The 19,909-nt window shown below is 59.3% G+C and carries 16 protein-coding genes and 4 pseudogenes; 8 read left to right on the top strand and 12 right to left on the bottom strand.

Annotated features, from left to right (window positions below; genetic code table 11):
• Positions 1-95: 95 nt before the first annotated feature.
• From V1290_RS27375 to V1290_RS27405, 7 genes and pseudogenes are all read right to left on the bottom strand, one after another.
• Positions 96-248: pseudogene (locus tag V1290_RS27375) on the bottom strand (SOS response-associated peptidase); the annotation flags it as partial.
• 76 nt (positions 249-324) lie between these two features.
• On the bottom strand, positions 325-2,418 hold the full coding sequence (locus tag V1290_RS27380; protein WP_334367246.1) for an acyltransferase family protein: 2,094 nt from the start codon (positions 2,416-2,418) through the stop codon (positions 325-327).
• Between the two features lie 82 nt (positions 2,419-2,500).
• Positions 2,501-2,707 (bottom strand): annotated as a pseudogene (locus V1290_RS27385) (hypothetical protein); the annotation flags it as partial.
• 18 nt (positions 2,708-2,725) lie between these two features.
• The gene (locus tag V1290_RS27390) at positions 2,726-3,148 is read right to left on the bottom strand and encodes a hypothetical protein (RefSeq protein WP_334367247.1); all 423 of its coding nucleotides are present in this window, start codon (positions 3,146-3,148) and stop codon (positions 2,726-2,728) included.
• A gap of 11 nt (positions 3,149-3,159) precedes the next feature.
• Entirely contained in the window at positions 3,160-3,381 is a 222-nt protein-coding gene (locus V1290_RS27395; RefSeq protein WP_334367248.1) for a hypothetical protein, read from the bottom strand.
• Positions 3,382-3,501: 120 nt separating this feature from the next.
• Positions 3,502-3,764: pseudogene (locus tag V1290_RS27400) on the bottom strand (hypothetical protein).
• Between the two features lie 651 nt (positions 3,765-4,415).
• Entirely contained in the window at positions 4,416-4,649 is a 234-nt protein-coding gene (locus tag V1290_RS27405) for a hypothetical protein (protein ID WP_334367249.1), read from the bottom strand.
• Positions 4,650-4,806: 157 nt separating this feature from the next.
• Here V1290_RS27405 and ku point away from each other — a divergent pair.
• A pseudogene (gene ku, locus V1290_RS27410) lies at positions 4,807-5,720 on the top strand (non-homologous end joining protein Ku).
• Positions 5,721-5,861: 141 nt separating this feature from the next.
• Here ku and V1290_RS27415 read toward each other — a convergent pair.
• On the bottom strand, positions 5,862-6,419 hold the full coding sequence (locus V1290_RS27415; RefSeq protein WP_334367250.1) for a cytochrome P460 family protein: 558 nt from the start codon (positions 6,417-6,419) through the stop codon (positions 5,862-5,864).
• A 375-nt stretch (positions 6,420-6,794) separates the two neighbouring features.
• Between V1290_RS27415 and V1290_RS27420 the strand changes: the two genes are divergently transcribed.
• From V1290_RS27420 to V1290_RS27430, 3 genes are all read left to right on the top strand, one after another.
• Positions 6,795-7,694, top strand: coding sequence for an NmrA family NAD(P)-binding protein (locus V1290_RS27420; RefSeq protein WP_334367251.1), 900 nt, complete (start codon positions 6,795-6,797; stop codon positions 7,692-7,694).
• Positions 7,691-8,986 (top strand): transposase, encoded by a 1,296-nt coding sequence (locus V1290_RS27425; protein ID WP_334367252.1) that lies wholly within the window; start codon positions 7,691-7,693, stop codon positions 8,984-8,986. The genes V1290_RS27420 and V1290_RS27425 overlap by 4 nt, the downstream gene beginning before the upstream one ends.
• Before the next feature lie 220 nt (positions 8,987-9,206).
• A complete protein-coding gene (locus V1290_RS27430) occupies positions 9,207-9,335 on the top strand; it encodes a hypothetical protein (protein WP_334367253.1) in 129 nt (42 codons plus the stop codon).
• Here V1290_RS27430 and V1290_RS27435 read toward each other — a convergent pair.
• Positions 9,332-9,601 (bottom strand): hypothetical protein, encoded by a 270-nt coding sequence (locus V1290_RS27435; RefSeq protein ID WP_334367254.1) that lies wholly within the window; start codon positions 9,599-9,601, stop codon positions 9,332-9,334. The genes V1290_RS27430 and V1290_RS27435 overlap by 4 nt on opposite strands.
• Before the next feature lie 264 nt (positions 9,602-9,865).
• Between V1290_RS27435 and V1290_RS27440 the strand changes: the two genes are divergently transcribed.
• Together V1290_RS27440 and V1290_RS27445 are read left to right on the top strand one after the other, a co-directional pair.
• The gene (locus tag V1290_RS27440; protein ID WP_334367255.1) at positions 9,866-11,305 is read left to right on the top strand and encodes an IS1182 family transposase; all 1,440 of its coding nucleotides are present in this window, start codon (positions 9,866-9,868) and stop codon (positions 11,303-11,305) included.
• Between the two features lie 270 nt (positions 11,306-11,575).
• Positions 11,576-11,782 carry a hypothetical protein gene (locus V1290_RS27445; protein WP_334367256.1) on the top strand — a complete coding sequence of 69 codons (207 nt, stop codon included), beginning with the start codon at positions 11,576-11,578 and terminating at the stop codon, positions 11,780-11,782.
• A gap of 359 nt (positions 11,783-12,141) precedes the next feature.
• On the opposite strand, the gene V1290_RS27450 is transcribed toward V1290_RS27445, so the two are convergent.
• Together V1290_RS27450 and V1290_RS27455 are read right to left on the bottom strand one after the other, a co-directional pair.
• On the bottom strand, positions 12,142-13,506 hold the full coding sequence (locus V1290_RS27450) for an OpgC domain-containing protein (protein WP_442895077.1): 1,365 nt from the start codon (positions 13,504-13,506) through the stop codon (positions 12,142-12,144).
• 257 nt (positions 13,507-13,763) lie between these two features.
• Positions 13,764-14,204: a hypothetical protein gene (locus V1290_RS27455; protein ID WP_334367258.1), complete on the bottom strand. Its 441-nt coding sequence runs from the start codon at positions 14,202-14,204 to the stop codon at positions 13,764-13,766.
• A gap of 899 nt (positions 14,205-15,103) precedes the next feature.
• Between V1290_RS27455 and V1290_RS27460 the strand changes: the two genes are divergently transcribed.
• Both V1290_RS27460 and ltrA read left to right on the top strand, forming a co-directional pair.
• Complete coding sequence (locus tag V1290_RS27460; protein ID WP_334367259.1) at positions 15,104-15,814, top strand: gamma-glutamylcyclotransferase; 711 nt, start codon at positions 15,104-15,106, stop codon at positions 15,812-15,814.
• Positions 15,815-16,512: 698 nt separating this feature from the next.
• Complete coding sequence (gene ltrA, locus V1290_RS27465; RefSeq protein ID WP_334367242.1) at positions 16,513-17,835, top strand: group II intron reverse transcriptase/maturase; 1,323 nt, start codon at positions 16,513-16,515, stop codon at positions 17,833-17,835.
• Positions 17,836-17,960: 125 nt separating this feature from the next.
• Here the strand turns inward: ltrA and V1290_RS27470 are convergent, their stop codons facing one another.
• Entirely contained in the window at positions 17,961-19,751 is a 1,791-nt protein-coding gene (locus V1290_RS27470) for an adenylate/guanylate cyclase domain-containing protein (protein WP_334367260.1), read from the bottom strand.
• Positions 19,752-19,909: the final 158 nt, after the last annotated feature.

Consider the following 19,909-nt stretch of genomic DNA (forward strand, 5'->3'; position numbering starts at 1 on the left):
GTTTTTCGCGCCAGCACAATGCTCGTCCCGGCCGGCGCGGCGCCGTATTGAATCTCAATGTCAGCGAAACCAGCTTCGTCGAGCCAACTGCGGTGCTCGCGCTCGGTGCCGACGTTACGCACAACGGGCGCGGGATAGTCGGGAAACACGCCGGGCATTGCCTGCAGGTTGCCAATGTAGCGGTTCATCACGCGGAAGAGGGCGCGGATGGCCTCTTGATTCGTGGTGATCGAGTACAGATTGCACATGGTGATCTTTGCGCGGCTGGTTCAGCTTAAGCTTGCGGCCACCGGCGTCACACGATGGCATCCAACGCCTACGCCCTCAGTCGGCCTCGTTTGTTGCTTTACTCGTGGCTTGGACCGCCAATCTAAAGGCGGCGTCAAACATGCCCGTGTACTGCGTCGCGTTAACGTTGGAAATGTGGGCAGAATCTCGAAAGTTGGACTGCCCGTTCCTGACGAGATAGCAATGACTCTTTTCACAGACTAGCGGCAATGGATCAGCTGCGATCAGCCGCGGGTTGCCCTTGTACTTTTGCAAGATTTTGGTGATCTCGGTGCGGAGGTTGCTCATCGTCAGGACGAGGTCGGCTTCGACCTTCCATTCGTCTAGTGCCCGGTCAGCCCGAGCCTGGTTTTCCATCCACCGCTGGGGGACATCGAAGCCAATGCTTAGCAGGGGCATGATCAGAATGACGGTCTTGTCCGAACTAAGTAATCGGTCCACCAAGGCAGAAATCTCGATAGCACTTCGCCAGTTACTTCCGATAACGACTATGCTCGGTTGAGCGTGACCTAGCACGAAATCCATCGTGCTTCGGTTAAACTCGCGGCACGGCTGTTGATCACCGGAGTTCAGTGCAGGATCGTCAATGAATGCCCTGCAGGCACTTTGCGTCGCGATCAGCCCATGTATTCCGTTTCGCAGCGCGGCCGACGAGATCGGTTCAAGGTACTGGTTGGCGAACGAGTCTCCCCACAGGATTGCGGTGGGGTGTCCGGCGACGCCTTCACTTCCAAAGCTGCAGTACGTCTCAGCAGCCCTCTTGACGGAGTTCGAGTTCCTAAAGCATTCGTCTCGTAGCGTACCGTTCCTTCTCGCCTCCTCAGCGGCCAGCAGATATTCAGGCAACCTCCTCGGAAACCCATTGTTCAGGAAAGCCGTTGCAGTGAATGCGAGCAACGAGCAGAACACGATGCTGGCACTCGACACCAGACGGCGCTCCGTCCAAAAATCGCGGCGTTTTCTGACGGGTTGCTCAACGAGATAGTAAGAGGCCGCGCCGAGCAGGACTGACGCGGCCACCATCAGCATCTTTTCCCTGGCATTCACGTCATAGCCGCGGAAAGAGAGCCAGCTCAGCGCAACGACCCAGATCGGCCAGTGCCAAAGATAGATCGAATAGGACCAATCGCCGATACGCTGGATGAACGGCAGCCCAAGCAAGCCGCGTCCATCGGCCTGATGGCGGGCTGCAACGATCAATGCAGCCCCGAGGATTGGCAACAGCGTGAGCGGTCCCGGCCAGTGCGTCTCAGGGAGTGGATAAATGATGCAGGCTGCAACAAGGACCCAGCCCCCGATCGCCACTGCGGGCGCTGTCAGCCACGGAATATCAGGGGTATTCTCCCTACGCCGCTGAAACTCGGACACCGCGATCAATCCACCGGCCAATGGTTCCCATGCTCGCGCTCGCAACGAGAAGAACGCCGAGCCCATCATGTCGCTATGACTCTGCCAGAGGCACCACGCCAAAGAGACAAACCCAACGGCCAAAAATGCGCCCATCATCACGTTGGATCGAGACTTCGAAGGCAGGGCGCGCCGCCATATCAGGGCCGCCACCAAGGGCATCCAGATATAGAATTGCCACTCAATTGCGAGCGACCAAGTATGCAGTAGGGGCTTGGTCTGAGCGGCCATTGCGAAGTAGCCGTTATCAGCATCGAAGGCGAAATTGGAGAGGGCTACCAAGGCGTAGCATGCCTGCCTCAGGTGTCTCAGATATTCGCCGGGCAGCGTGACGAACCATCCAACAATGGCAGATGTAATCACAACAACCGCCAGCGCCGGATAAATTCGCCGCATGCGCATCATGCCGAACGACCAGAGCGAGAACCGCCCCGCAGCCAACTCGGCCAACACCTTGCCCGTCATCAGGTAGCCAGTGATCACGAGGAAGACGTCTACGCCGACGAATCCACCGGCAAATCCTGGTATCTTCAGGTGATAGCCCAGCACAGCCAGCACCGAGAGCGCCCGGAGGGCGTTGATGTCTAGCCGAAAGGTCCCCCCACCTGAGTGCTTGTTTGTCGCAGTGGAGCGTGTATCAGCGCGCAACGGCTGTTGCGCGTCAGCAATGGAATAATACAACAGGGTTCCCCAACCCACTTTCAACCGGGCAAATTCCGGCACTCCGCTATTAGCTGAGGCTAACGGGGTTGTCTTTCAGAAAACTGCTACCGTCCGTCCGTATTTTTACGGGTTGGTTTTTTGCTTATCGCTCTCCCGGCCACCAGGTGGACGGCGGGTTCAACGCTGAAATTTTGGTCGGTCGCAAGGCTACGATGAGGCCGCGCCTGTACGAATATCCGCGAACCTCCGAACAATCCTTGCACCGCAGGTATCGCTCCAGCTCGTGAATGGGCGTTGTTTTCGGTCAGCGCACGATGTCCAGCGCAACAGCCTGATGCGTGCCGCAGCCGCGATGAGGTCCGCGGCGTCAGCCGAGAGGTCGGCTTTGCCTGAAATGGAAATTATTCAGAGTGAACCTGCGGGCCACGGCGCGCGCCTGGCCCTCGCATGTCTCCAGCGCGATCTTCTGGGCAAGCATGACGTCTCCGATCGGCAGAGCGCCGATCGGCATGAAACACAGCCCCTCCTGCAGGCGACCTCTTTTGTCGATCTCGCACACATTCACCGAGGCCCCGGCGTGGATCCTGTACCGCTTTCCGCTGTCGCTTCCGATGACCTCGAAGTAGCCCTTCCTGGCGAACTGCTCTCGCTGCGCCGGCGACAGCCACTCTCGCAAGAGCCGCAGCGAGCGGCCCTCCGGCGTGCCTTCGGCGCCGTGCCTGATGAAGAGGGCTCGCGTCGCGCTTGTGCGGGAGCGGCCGCCCGGCGTCCACAGTCGAAAGCCGAACATGGCCGGGCCGGTTACCCGCCGACCAGCCTGGCGAAGAAGACAGTTTCTTCCGCAGTGGGGTCGAACGATCGTAGGTGCGAGGTCTGGCCCGGACCCGTCCTAACTGCCGCTGTGAAGCCGGCATTGGTGAGCTCATAGAACCGCTGCTCCGCCTTCGCCAGTTCTTGTGCGTCATCCGAACTGAAGGGGTGACGGCGGTCGCCGCTGCGGTCCATCACGATCTGAATCGGCATGATCGTCCTCCTGGGATTGCTGGTGGCAAGGACCTGCTCCAGTATCCGACCGACCTCACGGACTTTCAAGAAGAACATTCCATCGCAATCGCCGTCGTCTGCCGATCGCAGCAAGCGCAATCAGGCTGGCAGACACTCGGGGCAGGTGTCGCCGAGCGAGTCCAGGACGTCCCGAACTTCAGCAATGGCCTCCTTCAGAGGAATGCCTGGCGATTGATCCTCACGAGCAATAGCGATGCCGCGCTCCCGGGCGTGCGGATCGACACGGTCCTGCATCCAACCATGCTCCTCGCATTCGCGGATTGCACTGGCTCCTGCAGCACCGAGATCGCCCAGCCCCGCAGAGTCCGGATCGTGGGCCGCCTTTCTTTGAACATCAGCATCGCGAGCGCTCCTGCCAGACGAATCGGATCGCACCGTCTTCCGTTCGGCTGCTAACACAGAGCGGAGGTAAGAGAATACGAGGTCTGGTGCCTGTTCGAATGCAGGTTCCACATTCGGAGTGATCATTTTCGCGTTAGTTGGATTGATCGTGGTGGATCACGTCAGCGGGTCGATTCTTCCCAATGAGCTTTATTGTGTGGTCGGAGCTGGCTCTTCGATAGCTGAGCCGGGTCGGACGGAAGCAAACTCGTGGAGCGCCAACAATGGCTGCAGCGCCTATAGACCAGAGTGCGCAACTAGCTGGACGTACCATCCGCCGGCAAAGCGCTGCATACATGGTACACTGTGGGAAGCCATTCAGTCCAAGCTGAAGAACCTTTAAGCAAGCTCGGCCCAGCCAATATGAGCCACGTGCGCGGGAGAATTAAGGGATATTGTCTTCCCTCAGTCCTCCAATGCTATAGGGCCGATTGAGAAAGAACTCCCGATTGCCGAGAGCTGTCTCCGCGTACTGATCGATAGCGACAACGATTGCCTGGACGTGCTGGTAACACCAGCCTTCTCGCGGCGCCAAATGCCGGACCTCCGCGAGCGCGTTGATCCATGGTGGGTTCTCAGCTTTTGGGTCGTACCACCTCAGTTCTTGCATCTCACCACCTCCGACCACCGAGAACTTTTCCCTTGGTTGGACCAGGCTGGCATTTCTTCAGTTCATCCCGCTGAATACAAAGGTCGCGGATCTTGGCCAGCATTCGATCGAGCAGCGCTTCTGCTGACGCCGTGGCAATACCTGCTCTTTCGAGTTGAAGGATTTCCTTCCTCTGGCGTGAGACCTGACCCCTCATGTGTTCAATCTCAGACCTGACGAATTCGATGTCGGGCATGTTCGGCTCAGCGGCTTCAAGGGAGAATACATAAGAACATAACGGGAACATCGAGTCAAAGCCGGCGTGCGGCTAATTCCGTCTCGCTTACTGTCGGAACCACGCCCGGCGGATCGTCTTGAATCCAAGCCAACCCTATTTCGGAGTTCTGCGTAGAATGGCCCCGCGTGCCAATTGGAAAGGCTTCCTGCGTTTGTCCCTCGTCACCTGTCCGGTCGCGCTGTACCCTGCCACCTCGGAGAGCGAGAAGATCTCGTTCAATCAGCTCAACCGGAGCACCGGTCACCGCATCAGGTACCTAAAGGTCGACGCCGACACTGGCGAGGAGGTCGCCAACGAGGACATCGTCAAGGGTTATGCGCTCGATAAGGACACCTTCATCGAGGTGACGAAGGAGGAGTTGGAGAACGTCGCGCTGGAATCGACTCGCACCATCGAAATCGACGAGTTCGTTGACCGCGATGAGATCGATCCCCGCTACCTGATCCGTCCCTACTACCTGCGTCCCGACGGCAAGGTCGGTCACGACGCCTTCGCGGTGATCCGAGAGACCACCGCGAGATGGACAAGGTCGCGATCGGCCGCGTGGTGCTGACCAACCGCGAGCACATCATCGCGCTCGAGCCGCTCGACAAGGGGCTCGTCGGCACGCTGCTGCGCTACCCCTACGAAGTCCGTTCGGAGGAGGAGTATTTCGACGAGATTCAGGACGTCAAAGTCACCAAGGACATGCTCGACCTCGCGAAGCACATCGTCGACCAGAAGTCGGGACGGTTCGAGCCCGAGAAGTTCGAGGACCAGTACGAAACCGCACTGATCGACCTCATCAACCAGAAGCGCGCCGGCAAACCGATCACTCCGAAAGAGAAGCCTGCCGCCAGTAACGTCGTCGACCTGATGGAGGCGTTGCGTCGGAGCATCGGTAAGGAGGCCGCGCCGGCGAAGCCCGGCAAAAAGCCGCGCAAGGCGGAGAGCGGCCAGAAGGAAATGCTAATGCCGATCAAAGGCAAGAAGGTAAAGGAAGTGCCTGCGAAAAAAGCGGCGGCCAGGCCGCAGCGCAAGTCAGCCTAGGAGAGTGGTCGGCGGATGTCCGCTTTCGAGTTAACTTCGGACCAAGCCAGACATCCCTTGAGGTCCGAAAAGGGGCCAGGTGCGGACATCCACCATTATTCGGCGCAGTCGTTACGACCGTCCGTCAACACTATCCGATACTCACCTCTTTCCGTAATCCGTGAAAACGTAGTCGCGGTTCTGCACCACCGAGTGGCATGAGAACCCGCACTTCGCGTCATTTTCCTGCGGCGGATTGTCCGCTGCAGTGGCGGGCTTAAACGTATCGGACGCCGCGTCATAGTTGAACTCGGCCCATCCCCATCCGCCGCTGTCCGCGAACCTCTTGCTGTCCTTCACCATGAAACCAGCGTCAAGCTGGGTACCTGGCACCGTTGGCTGACCGGGATACGTCTCTTGTATTTTCGGGTTCCAATGAATTTTCGCCATCTTGGCGCCGTCTGGGAAAGGCTTGCCATTGCCGGGTACGCCTTCCTTATAGGCGTCGATCATTACCGGATTTCCCACGATCACAGCGATCTTGCCTCCGCTCTCGCTCATCGCGATCACTGGCCAGTCCTCGTATCCCCTAAACTCAGAGAACCCGAGGCCATTCGGTACTTGCACAGTGTATTTGTCCTGCGCGGAAATTGCGACACCAGCCGCCAAAACGGCGATCGATACCGAAATGCTGAGACTGATCAGCGTGTTTTTTTTCATTGTCGCATCTCCTAACCCCGTTGTTGGAAATTGCGTCGTCGCATTGTTTCTCCGAGGCTTAGGGCTGCGCCGCCCGTTGCTCACGAAGAACATGATTACAGCATGGATTTGCGCGTTACGAAATGGGGTCCGGTGCCATGGTGCACATCAGTATTTCTGAACTGTCCACGATGTGTCAAAAGCGGAAGGGTCAGTGACATAGTCTTGATGCTGGGCCGTGCCGCATCACATGTCTTTTTGTTACTCGGCTCGCCCGGTTCTCGACCAGGAGAGCCCTGTCGAGTCGTCCTGTAACCCGGCGATCGTCCCGCAATCTGAACTCATCCAGAGGCAATTAAAATGACTACGCAATCGTCACATGCTAGCCCGATCCTGGTGACCGGCGCGGGTGGCGCTGTCGGCTCCATCGGCCGCAATCTCACCGAAATGCTGCTCGCCAAACAGCGCAAGGTGCGCGCCCTGGTGCGCCGCGAGGATGAACGCGCTGAGGCCTTGCGCCAGCTCGGCGCCGAGGTCATGCAAGGCGACCTGACTGACCTCACCGCGATGCACCGCGCGATCGAAGGTTGCGCGAGTGTCTATTTCGGCATGTCGGTTTCGGCCGATTACCTGACGGCCACGGTCAACACCGCCGCCGTGGCGCGCCATCACGGCGTCGAAGCGTTCGTGAACATGTCTCAGATGACCGTTACGCAGATGAGCATCACCGAGAGCACCGACAGCCCGCAGCACAAGCTGCACTGGCTGGCTGAACAGGCTTTGTCCTGGTCGGGCCTCCCGGTCGTCACCATGCGGCCCACGGTCTTCCTCGAAGGGTTCTTCCGCCTTTTCGCTGCCCCGAGCGTGCGGGACGCCGACGAACTGGCGTTGCCAATGGGCGACGGCAAAACCTCACCGATTTCGGCTGTGGACGTGGCGCGCGCCGTATCGGTCGTCCTCGAGGATCCCACGCCGCACATCGGCCAGATCTACAATCTGACCGGCTTTGAATCGGCAGATCTGGAGCACTACGCGCGCGTGTTCTCCGAGGCGCTGGGTCGGACCATCCACTATCGCGACGTGCCACTCTCCGACTGGAGCGAAAAGCTTCTGGGGGCTGGCGTGCCCGCGCACATCGTCAAGCACCTTTCCGTGATGACGGAGCTGAACAAGCAGGGCCGCTACGACCGTATGACGGACGACCTGTTCAAGCTCACCGGCCAGAAGCCGATCAGCATGTACGACTTCATCAAGTTGCATGCCGCTGAATTCACGCGGGGTGGAACCGCGGCTTGAGCGGGCCATTCGACGGGGCCTTTTACTTTTACGAGGCGTTTATCTCAGGCCGTGGCACTGCCGCGAACGAGCGTCAGCATTTCGGGAAGTCCGAGGTTGCGGCGTGCATGGTGGCGGGCCTTGTCAAGGGCGAGGGGTTCGCCGTGGATGCGAGCGTAATGGAGGCCAATGCTAATCGCTATCACGGCAAAGCGCCGGACGAGCTGGACTGGACCGATGCGCAACGTCAGAAGCGTGCCGTGGCCGAGTATCTAGCTGGACTTGAGGCGGAGGCCCAGGACCAGGAAGATAAGGATAACCGTAGTGAGCCGCCGAAGGTGATCTCGCCTTCCGATCCGTCCTCGGCCTGGACGGCCAAGGCTAACAAGCGCGTGCAGTTCGGGTATGGGCTCAACTATCTTATTGACGTCGAGCACGCAGTCAGTGTCGACGTCGAACCAACGCCCGCGCGCACCTATGACGAGGTCGAGTCCACAAAGACAATGCTCGATCGAACCGAGCGTCGCTTTAGTTTGAAGCCGAAGCGCCTTGCTGCTGACACTGCTTATGGAACGGGCCGCTTTCTCGGCTGGCTGGTTGGCCGTGGGATTGCTCCACATATTCCAGTTCGCGACGCAAGCGAGCGCGATGACGGCACCTTTTCACGCATCGACTTCCGTTGGGACAAACGGCGCGGCATCTACATTTGTCCAAACGACAAAGTGCTGCACACCACCGGCATCGTGCACGACGGCAGCATGGTCCGCTACCGTGCCTCCAAACTCGACTGCGATGCGTGTGCGCTGAAGATGCGATGCTGTCCGAATATGGCTGCCCGACAGGTACCTCGTGACATTAATGAAGATGCCCGCGATCTGGCGCGACGGCTGATGGGGACCAAGCGCTTCCTCAAATCGCGGGATGAACGCAAGCGCGTTGAGATGCGCTTTGCTCATCTCAAGACCCACCACGGGTTCGAACGCATGCGGCTCAGAGGTCTCTCCGGCGCCCGCGACGAGTTTCACCTCGCCGCCATCGTGCAGAACCTCAAGACGATGGCGCTCCATCTACTCGGCCCGCCAACAGGTCAGGTGCGCGCGTCGATTGCGTCAGTGGAATGGCAATCCGGGCGAGGTGTTCGCCGACCAGGCCGTGACGCCAGCCGGAAAGACGCCAAAACCCCTTTTCCCAATAGCAAGCCAATCGCCACGGGGCCTCTTTCGACAGCATCCGTCATTCGCGTCGGCTTGGCGATCTCCGCCTTACGTCGGCTTTGCATCAGTGAGCGGACGTTCCATCGTGAGGTTCGCTAGAAGCTGATCTTCGGCTATTTGAGCCGTTCGCGAGGGGCGACCAACCGAAGATGATGGAGGAGAATGTTACCGTTGCCGCACCTTCGCTCCTTAAGAATCGGCGTTCGGCTCGTCAAGAGCGGCGGCGAGGCAGACCGTCGTCAGATAGCCCAAGTCGGCTTGGCGTGCAGCTCACCCAGAGCCCCGGATTCCTACGGAGCCGCCTTCCGCGGAGGCGGCCATGAAGCTCGCCGTCGCAGCCCATGGCCTGGAGCGCCAGAAATGGATCTGTCTCGCCATGGCGTGGCGAGAGCTCGCCCGCGGACGACCGGAACGACATCCCGATAGCGCCAACGCGGAGGCGGCCTAGCCGCAATCGGGCGGGCATTCCGGGCAGGTGTCGCCGATCGAATCCAGCATGTCCTTGACCGCGGCGGCAGCCTCGTCCTGAGAGATGCTAAACGGAGGATCCTGACGGGCGATAGTCAACGCGCGCTCACGAGCGTGGGGATCAGCGCGGTCCTGCATCCAGCCGTGCTCCTCGCACTCGCGTATGGCACCGGCCTCCTGTAGCACCGAGATTGCCCAGCCTCGCAGAGTCCTGATCGCAGGCCGCCTTTCCTTGACCATCAGCATCGAGAGCTCTCCTGCCAAGACGAATCCGGTCGGACCGTCTTCCGTTCCGGCTGCTAACACAGAGCAGGGATTCGAAAATGCGGGTCTAAAGATTATCCCGGATGCTGACGGAGCGAAGAGGCCACGCGCGATCTTGTCTCTAACGTCTGCTGTCCAAGTTGGAGCGGACCAAGATTTGCAAATCTGGAACCGCCGCTTGTGACCCTGGCTGTGTGAAAACGCCGTGCCGCTGTTATGATTCTCCCGTGATTCTAGGGGGGATCGATGAGGCGCTTCGTTGAGGAGGCCGATCGTGGGCAATGGACGCTACTGCCCGAGTGCCTCGATGATTTCATTGACGAGGGCAACCCCGTCCGCGTGATCGACGTGTTTGTCGGTGCGCTCGATTTGGCTGAGATGAGCTTTGAAGGAGTGGAGCCGGCGGCGACTGGTCGGCCCTCGTACCATCCCTCGGTTCTGCTTAAGCTTTACATTTACGGCTACCTAAACCGGGTGCAGTCGAGCCGCCGGCTCGAACGAGAAGCCGGACGCAATGTCGAGGTGATGTGGCTGCTGGGCCGGCTCGCTCCCGATCACAAGACGATCGCGGACTTCCGGAAGGATAACGGCTTGGCGCTGCGCAAGGTCTGTGCGCGCTTCGTCGAACTTTGCCGCGAAATGGGCCTTCTCGCGACGGCGAGCGTCGCCATCGATGGCAGCAAGTTCAAAGCCGTGAACAACCGGGATAAGAACTTCACACGGGCGAAAGTGGAGCGGCGGCGTGCCCAGCTGGAGGAGAGCGTCGCGCGCTATTTGAGCCAACTTGATACCGCCGATCGACAGGAACCGAGCGAGGCGCTGGCGGCGAAGGTGACAAGGCTCACCGAGAAACTGACGAAGCTGAAGAAAGAAATGGGCAAGCTTGCCGTCTACGAGAAGCAGATGCTCGCGTCGCCCGACCAGCAAATCTCTCTGACCGATCCCGACAGCCGATCGATGGCGACGAGCGGCCGCGGTTCCGGCGTCGTCGGCTACAATGTGCAGGTCGCCGTGGATACCAAGCACCACCTGATTGTGACGCATGAGGTAACGAACAACGGTTCAGATCGGGCACAACTTGCCAATATGGGCAAGCAGGCGAAGGCTGTTCTACAGACCGAGACGCTCGAGGCCGTTGCCGATCGCGGCTACTTCAGCAGCGCGGAGATCCTCGCCTGCCACGAGGCCGGCATCACAGTAACTCTGCCCAAGCCGCAGACGTCTGGCGCCAAATCGGATGGACGCTTCGGCAAGCAGGACTTTGTCTATTTGCCGGAGGAGGACGCCTATCGCTGTCCGGCTGGAGAGCAACTGCCATATCGTTTTACGAGCGAGGAAGATGGCAAGCGGATAAGGCGTTACTGGACCAGCGCCTGCCAAAATTGTTCGCTCAAGTCTCAGTGCACGACAGGGCCAGAACGGCGGATTCCACGATGGGAGCATGAGGCCCTGCTCGATGCCGTGCAGCAGCGCCTTGATGCGAACCCGCTCGCCATGCGCCAGCGTCGCGAGACGGTCGAGCATCCGTTCGGCACGATGAAGGCCCGCATGGGGGCGACACACTTCCTCACCAAAACGCTTCCAAAAGCAGCCGCCGAGATGGCTCTCTCGGTCCTGGCCTATAATCTGACACGGGTCATGAACATCGTCGGAGCCAAGCCGCTGATGGCTGCGATCGCAGCCTGAGACTGAACCGATCCTGGCCTCTCATCGACTTCCTGGAAGGGCGTTTTTACACGGCCAAGACCCATTTCGGACATGGCCATAGCCGGACATCGGCGCAGATATCTGCTATATTACCAATTCGATTTCCCCGAGGCTCCGCCAGACGCATGGCCTCATAGGATTGCCCCCGACTATGTCGAAGATGTTGGCTGACTGTGAAGTACTTTACATCCCGTGTTCTTGGCCCGGGCTAAGATGGCGGAAGGCTTCTTACTTTGAAGGAGGCATCCGATGCTCGCGACAATCAAATGGAACTCCCGATATAACGCTCGCGAATGGGTGATGATGGCTGGGGCGCTCGTCGTCCAACTCAGCGCACTGAATGCATTACGAGAGAAGGGTGAACGCAAACCAGGGCGGCCCCTCTGGAAACAGTTTGACGACACCCATCATTGGGACTCAACCGCGGAGGAATGGGTCCCCAACGATGATCAGTGATCGTACAACCTGTTATGCGTTCCGCAGGCCGGATTCCGAGACTTCAGGATGATCCCCCTCGCTAACAGGCCCGTCGAGCCTTGCGGTCGCGTACAAGTAGCTGGATCGGGATGTGAGTTTGTGCCGGCCGCTTGATTTGATAGTGATCAAGCGATTGCTTCTGGCCGTTTGCCTCCGCTTCTGGATGGCCGATCCTGGCACTTAGCGGCCATCTGCCGATGGCGAATGATCCGCTTTGCGCCAAAAGCGCAAATTCCCGACAAATCCGTTACGTAACAGCCATCGCGGCCATTGATCTCGCGACCTACTGCATCTTTCATTGCCATCAGAGAACGTCGTCTTCAAGCCAACGGTTGTTGCTACTTGGGTTTGAACCTAATCGAGCTAAGCAGCGCAGCGGCCGCGATCATCACCAGGATGCCAGCGAGACTGAGCGCGACCTGCATCGGAAGTCCATCCGAGATGTCGACCAGCCCTATGTGGCTGGCGAGCGCCAGCAGAACGCCGAAGCAATAGATCGCCAGCGAGTTCTCGCCACAGCGGATCGCGCCGCGCATCACCGGCGTCGTCAGCCCTCGCCAATTCCGAGGTACGAGCCATACCGCCAAAATTGCAAGTGCAAAAAAATGCAGCAATCGCAAAGGATCGAGATTCGATTTGTCCACTAGGTAAACCAGCTTCGCCAGCGCTTGTGGGACCAGCGCTTCCGGTGGTTTGAGGCTCCAACTCAATGCGATGATCAGGCTAACAGCCAGATAGAGAACGGCAAGCACCAGTGCCGTGCGCGAGGTCACCCACGGCCAAAACCCCTCGCCCGCGATAACGCACCACGCGCCAAGCACAACCAGCAACTGCCAAGCCAGCGGATTGAAGAACCAGACATTGTTGTGCCATGTCGGCACGGTCCAGCCGAAGACCTGCACCAGCGCATAAAGCAGCAGCGAGGCACTGAGTGTCAGGTTCGGCACTCGCAGCAGTAGCCACAGCAGCGGCGCGAACAAAAGATGATAAACCACGAAGAGCGGCAAGACGTCGGTGTTGACGGGACGGTATTGCAGGATCGCCGCGTGCGCGAGCGTTGCGCCGGGATATTCCAACAGAATGCGCGTATTGCTCTCGTCGGCAAAACGTCCGGCGCCTGCGAGGTAAACCATCACGGCGCAAGCGACAGTGAGCAGCAGAAATGCGGCGTAAATGTCCCAGCTTCGCCACAGCGTACGGCTGATCACGCCGGCCCAGCCGTCGCGCGAACATGCCTTGCCGTAGGCCAGCGCGCAGGTCACACCCGAGACGAATATGAACACTTCCGCGGTATCGCTGAAGCCGTAATTCCGCAGCGTCAGCCAGCTTCCGATGTTGTTGGGGACATGGTCAAGAAAGATGCACCAGAGCGCAATGCCGCGGCAAGCATCGATGCGCAGGTCCCGGCCGGGCCCTTTCAGATCCGGCAGCGCGCCCACCAGTGGCTTCGCAGGTGTCGCGAGCAGCTCGGGTTCGAGGTGCAGATGCCGACCGCGCAACACCTTGGCATTGCGTTCGATCTCCGCCAGCGTCCGCCGGATGTCAGTGTTCGGCGCGGCCCTGCCACGATCCTTGTCGAGGTCGAACGGCGCGTCACTATCCGGGCGCCATCGCATCGGCTCCCGAGAAGCGGCCAGATCGATCGAACTGATCGTTACCATCTCGACGGAGCTGTGGGGCGCTGGCGCAGGCACCATCATCATGGTGGCGACGGGCCGAAAGGACGGAAATGACAAGCCTTCCATCGACTCTTCGTCGGTAATAACCTCATATGGGCCAGCCGGTAACAGCCGTTCGACGCTCGCGATCCGGAACGGGTGCTTGAACACCACCGTTTCACGTCGCGATCGGGTCACCGTCATGATCATCCTCGCACGTTGGCGACGAGGCGCCGCCGCAGCGGATAACAGCTGGCATACAGAGACGATGTCGCGGGCGCTGAACGCTCATTGAGCCGGCGCTATTCAGCACTGCGGGCGAAAGCGCTTCCACTGCAAACTGAAACCGGAAACTCCGCTTCAGAGCCCTGCGCGTCCGGGTTAATACTTATCGAATATTGGTTACCGTCCCGACAGCCAATGCTCCAAGTATCGACCCCAGATTCGGTGCCGCCTTGATACATGGTCCGAACAACACCACCACAAGCCTTCTTTCTATTTTTCAGAACGGAGGTCCAGAAAGCGAGATGCCTAGCCTGATCCAGTGCAAGTATCCTCGTCGCCCTTTTGTTAGCGGCGTGGGCCGTTTTGAAAGGCTCGGAAGCTACGGCCTTGGATGGCATGGCCGTTGATCCAGTGGCATCCGCCTTTCTAAAATGCAGATCAGCAAACCAGGGAACCAGCCATATGACGGCGAAGCTCGCGGCAGCCACCAAAAAGAGAATAGGCGATCGCTTCATCATGTCTCTCCCTCCCGGAGATCGAGACATTGGCGGCCATCGCGGCGTCGCGAGGCCCGCAGAAACCTGACGAATTAAGGACTTCGCGAATAGCGCCAATAGAGCTGCAATCCGCTGCGTGCTGGGCTCGAAACTTCGATGAGTAGCTCATCGAAGGTGTCGCACCACCGGCAAGAGGTTTCAGGCAGCGGCACTTACGTGTCGCGAAAGATGAAGGTGGGACTGACTGGCTACTTTTCGAACCGTGTCAGCTCGGCTCGATCCGTTGCGGCGAGTAGCGGACCGAGATGCGTAACCTGGCATCCACCAGCTGGATGTCAAATTCGGTCATACGCGACTTGATCGAAAAGCAGAGGCTGGTCCGATCAGCGGCAAAGTCAATTCACGAATTATGAACGCGTGAAGGTTTAACACAACCGCTGGCTAACTAACGGAAGTGCAGGCTGCGGTGTCGGCGTCGCTGATCTCGATCCATCGGGTTTATCAGCGATACAGCGCGCCCTCGTTAGCGTCGCACAAACTAATTACATCAATTTGCCCGTCGCGCTGAGCGAGAAGGAACATCTGCTTCTGGCCCTCTTCGGACTTCACAGGCTTGGCTGACGATGTCCGCGATTGAGGGCAAAGCCGACCTCTCGGCTGAGCAACCAGACTTCTGAGTTTGATCCGAAGGAGACGTTAGCGAGTGCGGACGCGACGTCTTGCAATTCGCGAGCTTTGTCGCGCGAGGTTCGCTCCGTCCTGTCACGGAAGGCCCTGCCTCTGACAGGAACACTGCCGGAATTCACTGCCTTCTGTAGATTCCGATTAGCTCCAAGGACTCTAGTATGCGCCTTATTCCATATCCGCTAAGCTGGAGCAAAATGCGGTAGTTTTCATCGCGTCCCCATAGGGACAGTTTTATGCCGACAACGCTTCGAGAGATGGCGCTCACAGTCGATCTTGTGGCACGCACCACGCGCGTGGTCGAGGATGCAGGCCCGAGCCCCGGCGCGGTCTACATGACCGATGAAGATTACGACGCGGCCATAGGCAACGTTCTCGCACACGCACCACCTAGTGATGTCTGGCTCTTTGGCTATGGCTCGCTTCTCTGGAAGCCGCTATGTGAATTTAGCGAAAGCCGGATAGCTACAGTTCGGGGATGGCATCGGGCGTTTTGCTATCGGGTGGCCCGCTTTCGCGGCACCCGCGATAAGCCGGGATTGATGCTCGCGCTTGATCGCGGCGGCAGGTGCAAAGGCATGATCTTTAAGCTCCCTCCCGATCAGGTCTCGGCGAGCCTGAATGCGCTATTTCGGCGCGAGATGATGGTTAAACCAGCAGCGAACATACCGCGTTGGGTGACAGCTGAAACGGATGAAGGTCCGGTCCGGGCTCTCAGTATTGTGGTAAACCGCGACAGCCCGCACTACTCTGGGAAATTGCCGTTAGAAGAGGCCGCTGACATTCTGGCATCCGCCGTGGGACACTGGGGCTCCTGCGCAGAATACCTCAGAGAAACTGTGTTCCGATTAGAGGAACTGGGCATTCACGACGAATCGCTATGGCAACTCCAGGCGCTAGTGGCGGAAAGATTGCAATTCACTCTAAGCTCCGAAAATTCGAACTAAGCCGGGTTGCCGTGCCGCTTTGGATGACGGTTGCCAACTGCACCGCTTTTCAAGATATCTCGGATAGACGTAAGGGGCTGAAGCCTCTTTCAGTTTAGGCCAACGTCGCCTATCGGCACCCTTTCGGAAGTGGTGGTCCCGATACGTGATGTCCGCAGTTGGGGGAAGACCGGAAGTGGTCAGCGGTGGAGCAAACCGACGCGATTGACCGTGCGCCCCAAGGGCGCGAGCTACCAGTGAGGGAGGGTCTCACCCGGATAATTGTCGATTGGTCCGGAAGCTGGCAGGCGGCTCGGCCGGGTAACTGGCTGGGGCGGAGCCCTGCGACGAAGGCGGCCTTGGGCTGCTGAGCGATTCGATGGGCCGTAACAAAGTGAAGCCCGAGCAGGCCTCGAAAGTTCGAATGCGGATGCCGACCCTCCGGTCATTTGGGGAAGGCCGCACGCGTGGGGAAGTAATCGACACACGCACCCACGCGATCCGCCGGGGTAGTGGGCACGGCACGTCGGAAGGGTGGTTCGCAGTTACAGGGGGAGACCCGTCGCGGACGAGGTAGCGGCCTCAGCATCGCAATAGGCGGTGGTCACGGCGGGAGTCGGACGGGGCAATAGGAGCGTTGATGCCGGGAAATGCCGGTGGAGCAAAGGGCCCCGACTTCTGGTGCGCTTTTGAAGATGGTGAGGTGAAGGTGATTGGTGATGAGCCTGACAACGCCTGATAAGATCCGGAACCTTCAGAGAAAGCTCTACTGCAAGGCGAAGGCGGAGCCCACTTTCCGCTTCTATCTGCTCTACGACAAGATCTGTCGCGAGGACATCCTGCTCCACGCCTATCGTCTCGCTCGCGTCAATGCGGGTGCAGCGGGTGTAGATGGGATGACGTTTTCTCGCATCGAGGAGCAGGGCCTGGAAGCATGGTTGGCGGGCTTGCGCGCGGAACTGGTCTCGAAGACGTACCGACCTGATCCGGTGCGGCGGGTGATGATCCCCAAAGCGAACGGTGGCGAGCGTCCGCTCGGCATTCCAACCATTCGTGATCGTGTGATTCAGACTGCCGCCAAGATCGTGATCGAACCCATCTTCGAGGCTGACTTCGAGGACAATGCCTACGGCTACCGGCCCGCTCGCGGGGCGGTGGACGCGGTCAAGGAAGTGCACCGGCATTTATGCCGGGGCTACGCTGACGTAGTTGATGCTGATTTGTCCAAGTTCTTCGATACGATCCCGCATTCCGAGCTGACAAAGTCAGTAGCCCGGCGTGTCGTGGATCGAAACGTCCTGCGCCTCATCAAGATGTGGCTGAGGGCGCCGATCGAGGAACGGGACGCGGACGACACCCGGCACATGAGTGGTGGCAAGCGAAACACGCGCGGCACACCGCAAGGCGGCGTCGCAAGTCCATTGCTGGCCAACATCTACATGAACCGGTTCCTGAAGCATTGGCGTTTGACTGGCTGCGGCGACACGTTCCAGGCTCACGTCGTCTCCTATGCCGACGACTTCGTTATCCTCAGCCGCGGTCGCGCGGCGGAGGCATTAGCGTGGACGAAGGCGGTGATGACCAAGCTCGGGTTGACGATCAACGAGGCGAAAACTTCGCTGAGAAGCGCCCGACAGGAACGCTTCGACTTCCTCGGCTACTCGTTCGGCGCCCATTGGTTTGAGGCGAACGGGAAGTGGTATCTGGGTGTAAGCCCGTCCAAGAAGAGTGTGCAACGGTTCAAGACAAGAGTCGGCGATCTGCTGGTGCCGAGCAACACCGATCCATGGCCGGAAGTACGTGACAAGCTGAACAGATCACTGCGCGGCTGGTCCAACTACTTTGGCTACGGCTCGCGGGGCAAGGCATACCGTAGCGTCGATCAATACGTCTTTGAACGATTGCGCAGGTTCCTCGCGCGAAGGCACAAGGTGCAAGGGCGCGGCAATCGCCGATTTACATTCGATGTCATTCATCGAGAACTCGGCGTTGTGTGCCTCCAACGCCTGCCCCGAGCGGCCCCGTCGTGTGCCTTGCGGTGAAGCCAGTCGGAAAGCCGGATGCCGGAAATCGGCTCGTCCGGTTTGATGAGCGGGGATGGGAAACGGGGCGATGGCCAAAGGCCCCCAAGCTACCGCGCCCATCCTCGACTCTACCCTAAGCGACATCACCCCTCTGGCACCCCAGCCATGCGCATGCCCTGATAGACGCGCTCGCGCCCAGCAAGGAAATTCGGATTGTCACTAAGTACGTTGACGCGCAGGCGGCGGATAGTGAAGCTTGGATCGAGCGCAAGTCCCGCTTCTGCTTCGGCCCGCGCCTCATTCAGCGCGCCGACGAGCGCCAAGGCAGCGGCGAGTTGGAAATGCGCGAGGGCGTGATTTCGGTTGGCATTGAGAGCGCGGCGCAGCCAGGCGACCGCATCGGCATCGGCGCCGAGGTTCAACTTGGCGAAGCCGACCCACATCATCCACCGAAAGACGTTGGTATCGCGCGGAGAGAGGCGCAGCGCCTCGAGAATATGGGCCTCGGTTTCCGCGCCGCGACCCATAAAATACTTGGCGTCACCGATCCAACCATGAGCGCTGGCTAGATTTCGATCCAGCAGCAACGCCTGCTCACATTCGGCAATGCCTTGCGCCGCGCGGTTAGTTGCGATTTGGACGACGCCCAGAAGCATGTGGGCCTGTGCGTGCTGTGGTGCCATGGACAGCACTTTAGTCAATACTGTTTCGGCCGCTTCGAGGCGCGCGGCGCGGTCATCGGTCAAAAAGGCGGAGCCGCTCAGGGCATCAACCTGCGCCAGCCCGACCAGCGCCTCAATGTTTCCGGGATCGAGCGCTAGGGCCCGTTCGAAAAAGCCGCGCGCTTGCGCCATGTATCCGTGGGTAGGCCCCTTATTCAGCCAAGCCCTTCCCTGGAAATACAAATCCATCGCATCGGGATGTAGTAAGCGTTCCGATCGCCGCGCCTCAGCCTCAATGAGCTGGGTATCTAGCGTGTTGGCGAGCCGCGCTACAATTTCGTCCTGCATCTCGAACAGATCGGCGACGGGCTTATCGAACCGCTCGGCCCATAGGTGATTGCCGGTTTCGGCGTCGACTAGCTGCACGTTCACGCGAAGCCGGCTGCCGCCACGCTGTACCGACCCTTCAAGGACGTAACGAACGTTTAAATCGTGACCGATCTGTTTGAGATCAACCGCCTTGCCTTTGTAGGTAAATGCGGTGTGTCGGCCAATGACAAAAGAGCCGCTGATGCGCGACAAGTCGGTGGTCAGGCTCTCGGTCACACCATCGACGAAGTAATCTTGCTCGGGATCAGCGCTACGGTTGGTGAACGGCAGCACAACGATGGAAAGATGAGGCGGCGAAGGCGGGTGCGGCTTGGTACCATCAGCCTGTGTCGCCGGGCTACGTCCATCCCGGACCGCCGCATAGGCTCGGACCGGGCGGGTGAGATTTTTGAGGTTCTGCTCGCCCAGATCAATGAACTCGACCGCGACCTTGCCTCGAACGTGATCGTAGACAGACGACGAGATGCAGATGCCGCCGGGCTCTGCGATGCCCTCAAGCCGCGCTGCAGTGTTAACGTCGTCTCCAAAGATGTCGTGCGGCTCGACGATGACGTCACCGATGTTAACGCCCACGCGGAAAGCAATACGCCTGTCTTCCGCCTCAGCGGTTGTAAGCTCCTTGATGCGGGTCTGGAACTGCACAGCAGCGCGGACCGCTTCGACCGCGCTTGGAAACTCCGCCAAGAACCCGTCGCCTGTATTCTTGACGATGCGGCCGCCGTGTTCGGAGATCGCGGGCGTGACACTGTCCGCGAGGAGCGCGGTCAGTTTGGCGTGGGTCGCCTCTTCGTCATTGTGCATCAACCGCGAGTAGCCAGCCACGTCGGCGGCCAATATCGCCGACAACCTCCGCTCAACCCGGACTGGCTGCTCCTGCACCATGGCCTGCAATCCAACCCTAGACGTGATTTTGTACAACGGGTCACATGGGATGCCCATAGGGGCCGATGTCGCATATTGGCCCGAAAGCGAAGCCCGGTCTGGCCCTTTAATTGTCGGCTTATCGGGACAAACCGGAAGAAGCCCAACGATCTTTCGAA

The sequence above is a fragment of the Bradyrhizobium sp. AZCC 1578 genome (genome assembly GCF_036924675.1).
GTDB lineage: Bacteria > Pseudomonadota > Alphaproteobacteria > Rhizobiales > Xanthobacteraceae > Bradyrhizobium.

Bases quoted from the DNA above. Each gene is read 5' to 3' on its own strand.
- V1290_RS27430 (WP_334367253.1), top strand. From the start codon at position 9,207: ATGAAGCTCGCCGTCGCAGCCCATGGCCTGGAGCGCCAGAAATGGATC.
- V1290_RS27460 (WP_334367259.1), top strand. From the start codon at position 15,104: ATGCCGACAACGCTTCGAGAGATGGCGCTCACAGTCGATCTTGTGGCA.
- V1290_RS27415 (WP_334367250.1), bottom strand. From the start codon at position 6,419: ATGAAAAAAAACACGCTGATCAGTCTCAGCATTTCGGTATCGATCGCC.
- V1290_RS27455 (WP_334367258.1), bottom strand. From the start codon at position 14,204: ATGATGAAGCGATCGCCTATTCTCTTTTTGGTGGCTGCCGCGAGCTTC.
- V1290_RS27390 (WP_334367247.1), bottom strand. From the start codon at position 3,148: ATGTTCGGCTTTCGACTGTGGACGCCGGGCGGCCGCTCCCGCACAAGC.
- V1290_RS27445 (WP_334367256.1), top strand. From the start codon at position 11,576: ATGCTCGCGACAATCAAATGGAACTCCCGATATAACGCTCGCGAATGG.
- ltrA (WP_334367242.1), top strand. From the start codon at position 16,513: ATGAGCCTGACAACGCCTGATAAGATCCGGAACCTTCAGAGAAAGCTC.
- V1290_RS27450 (WP_442895077.1), bottom strand. From the start codon at position 13,506: ATGATGATGGTGCCTGCGCCAGCGCCCCACAGCTCCGTCGAGATGGTA.
- V1290_RS27405 (WP_334367249.1), bottom strand. From the start codon at position 4,649: ATGCCCGACATCGAATTCGTCAGGTCTGAGATTGAACACATGAGGGGT.
- V1290_RS27440 (WP_334367255.1), top strand. From the start codon at position 9,866: ATGAGGCGCTTCGTTGAGGAGGCCGATCGTGGGCAATGGACGCTACTG.
- V1290_RS27435 (WP_334367254.1), bottom strand. From the start codon at position 9,601: ATGCTGATGGTCAAGGAAAGGCGGCCTGCGATCAGGACTCTGCGAGGC.
- V1290_RS27470 (WP_334367260.1), bottom strand. From the start codon at position 19,751: ATGGTGCAGGAGCAGCCAGTCCGGGTTGAGCGGAGGTTGTCGGCGATA.
- V1290_RS27395 (WP_334367248.1), bottom strand. From the start codon at position 3,381: ATGCCGATTCAGATCGTGATGGACCGCAGCGGCGACCGCCGTCACCCC.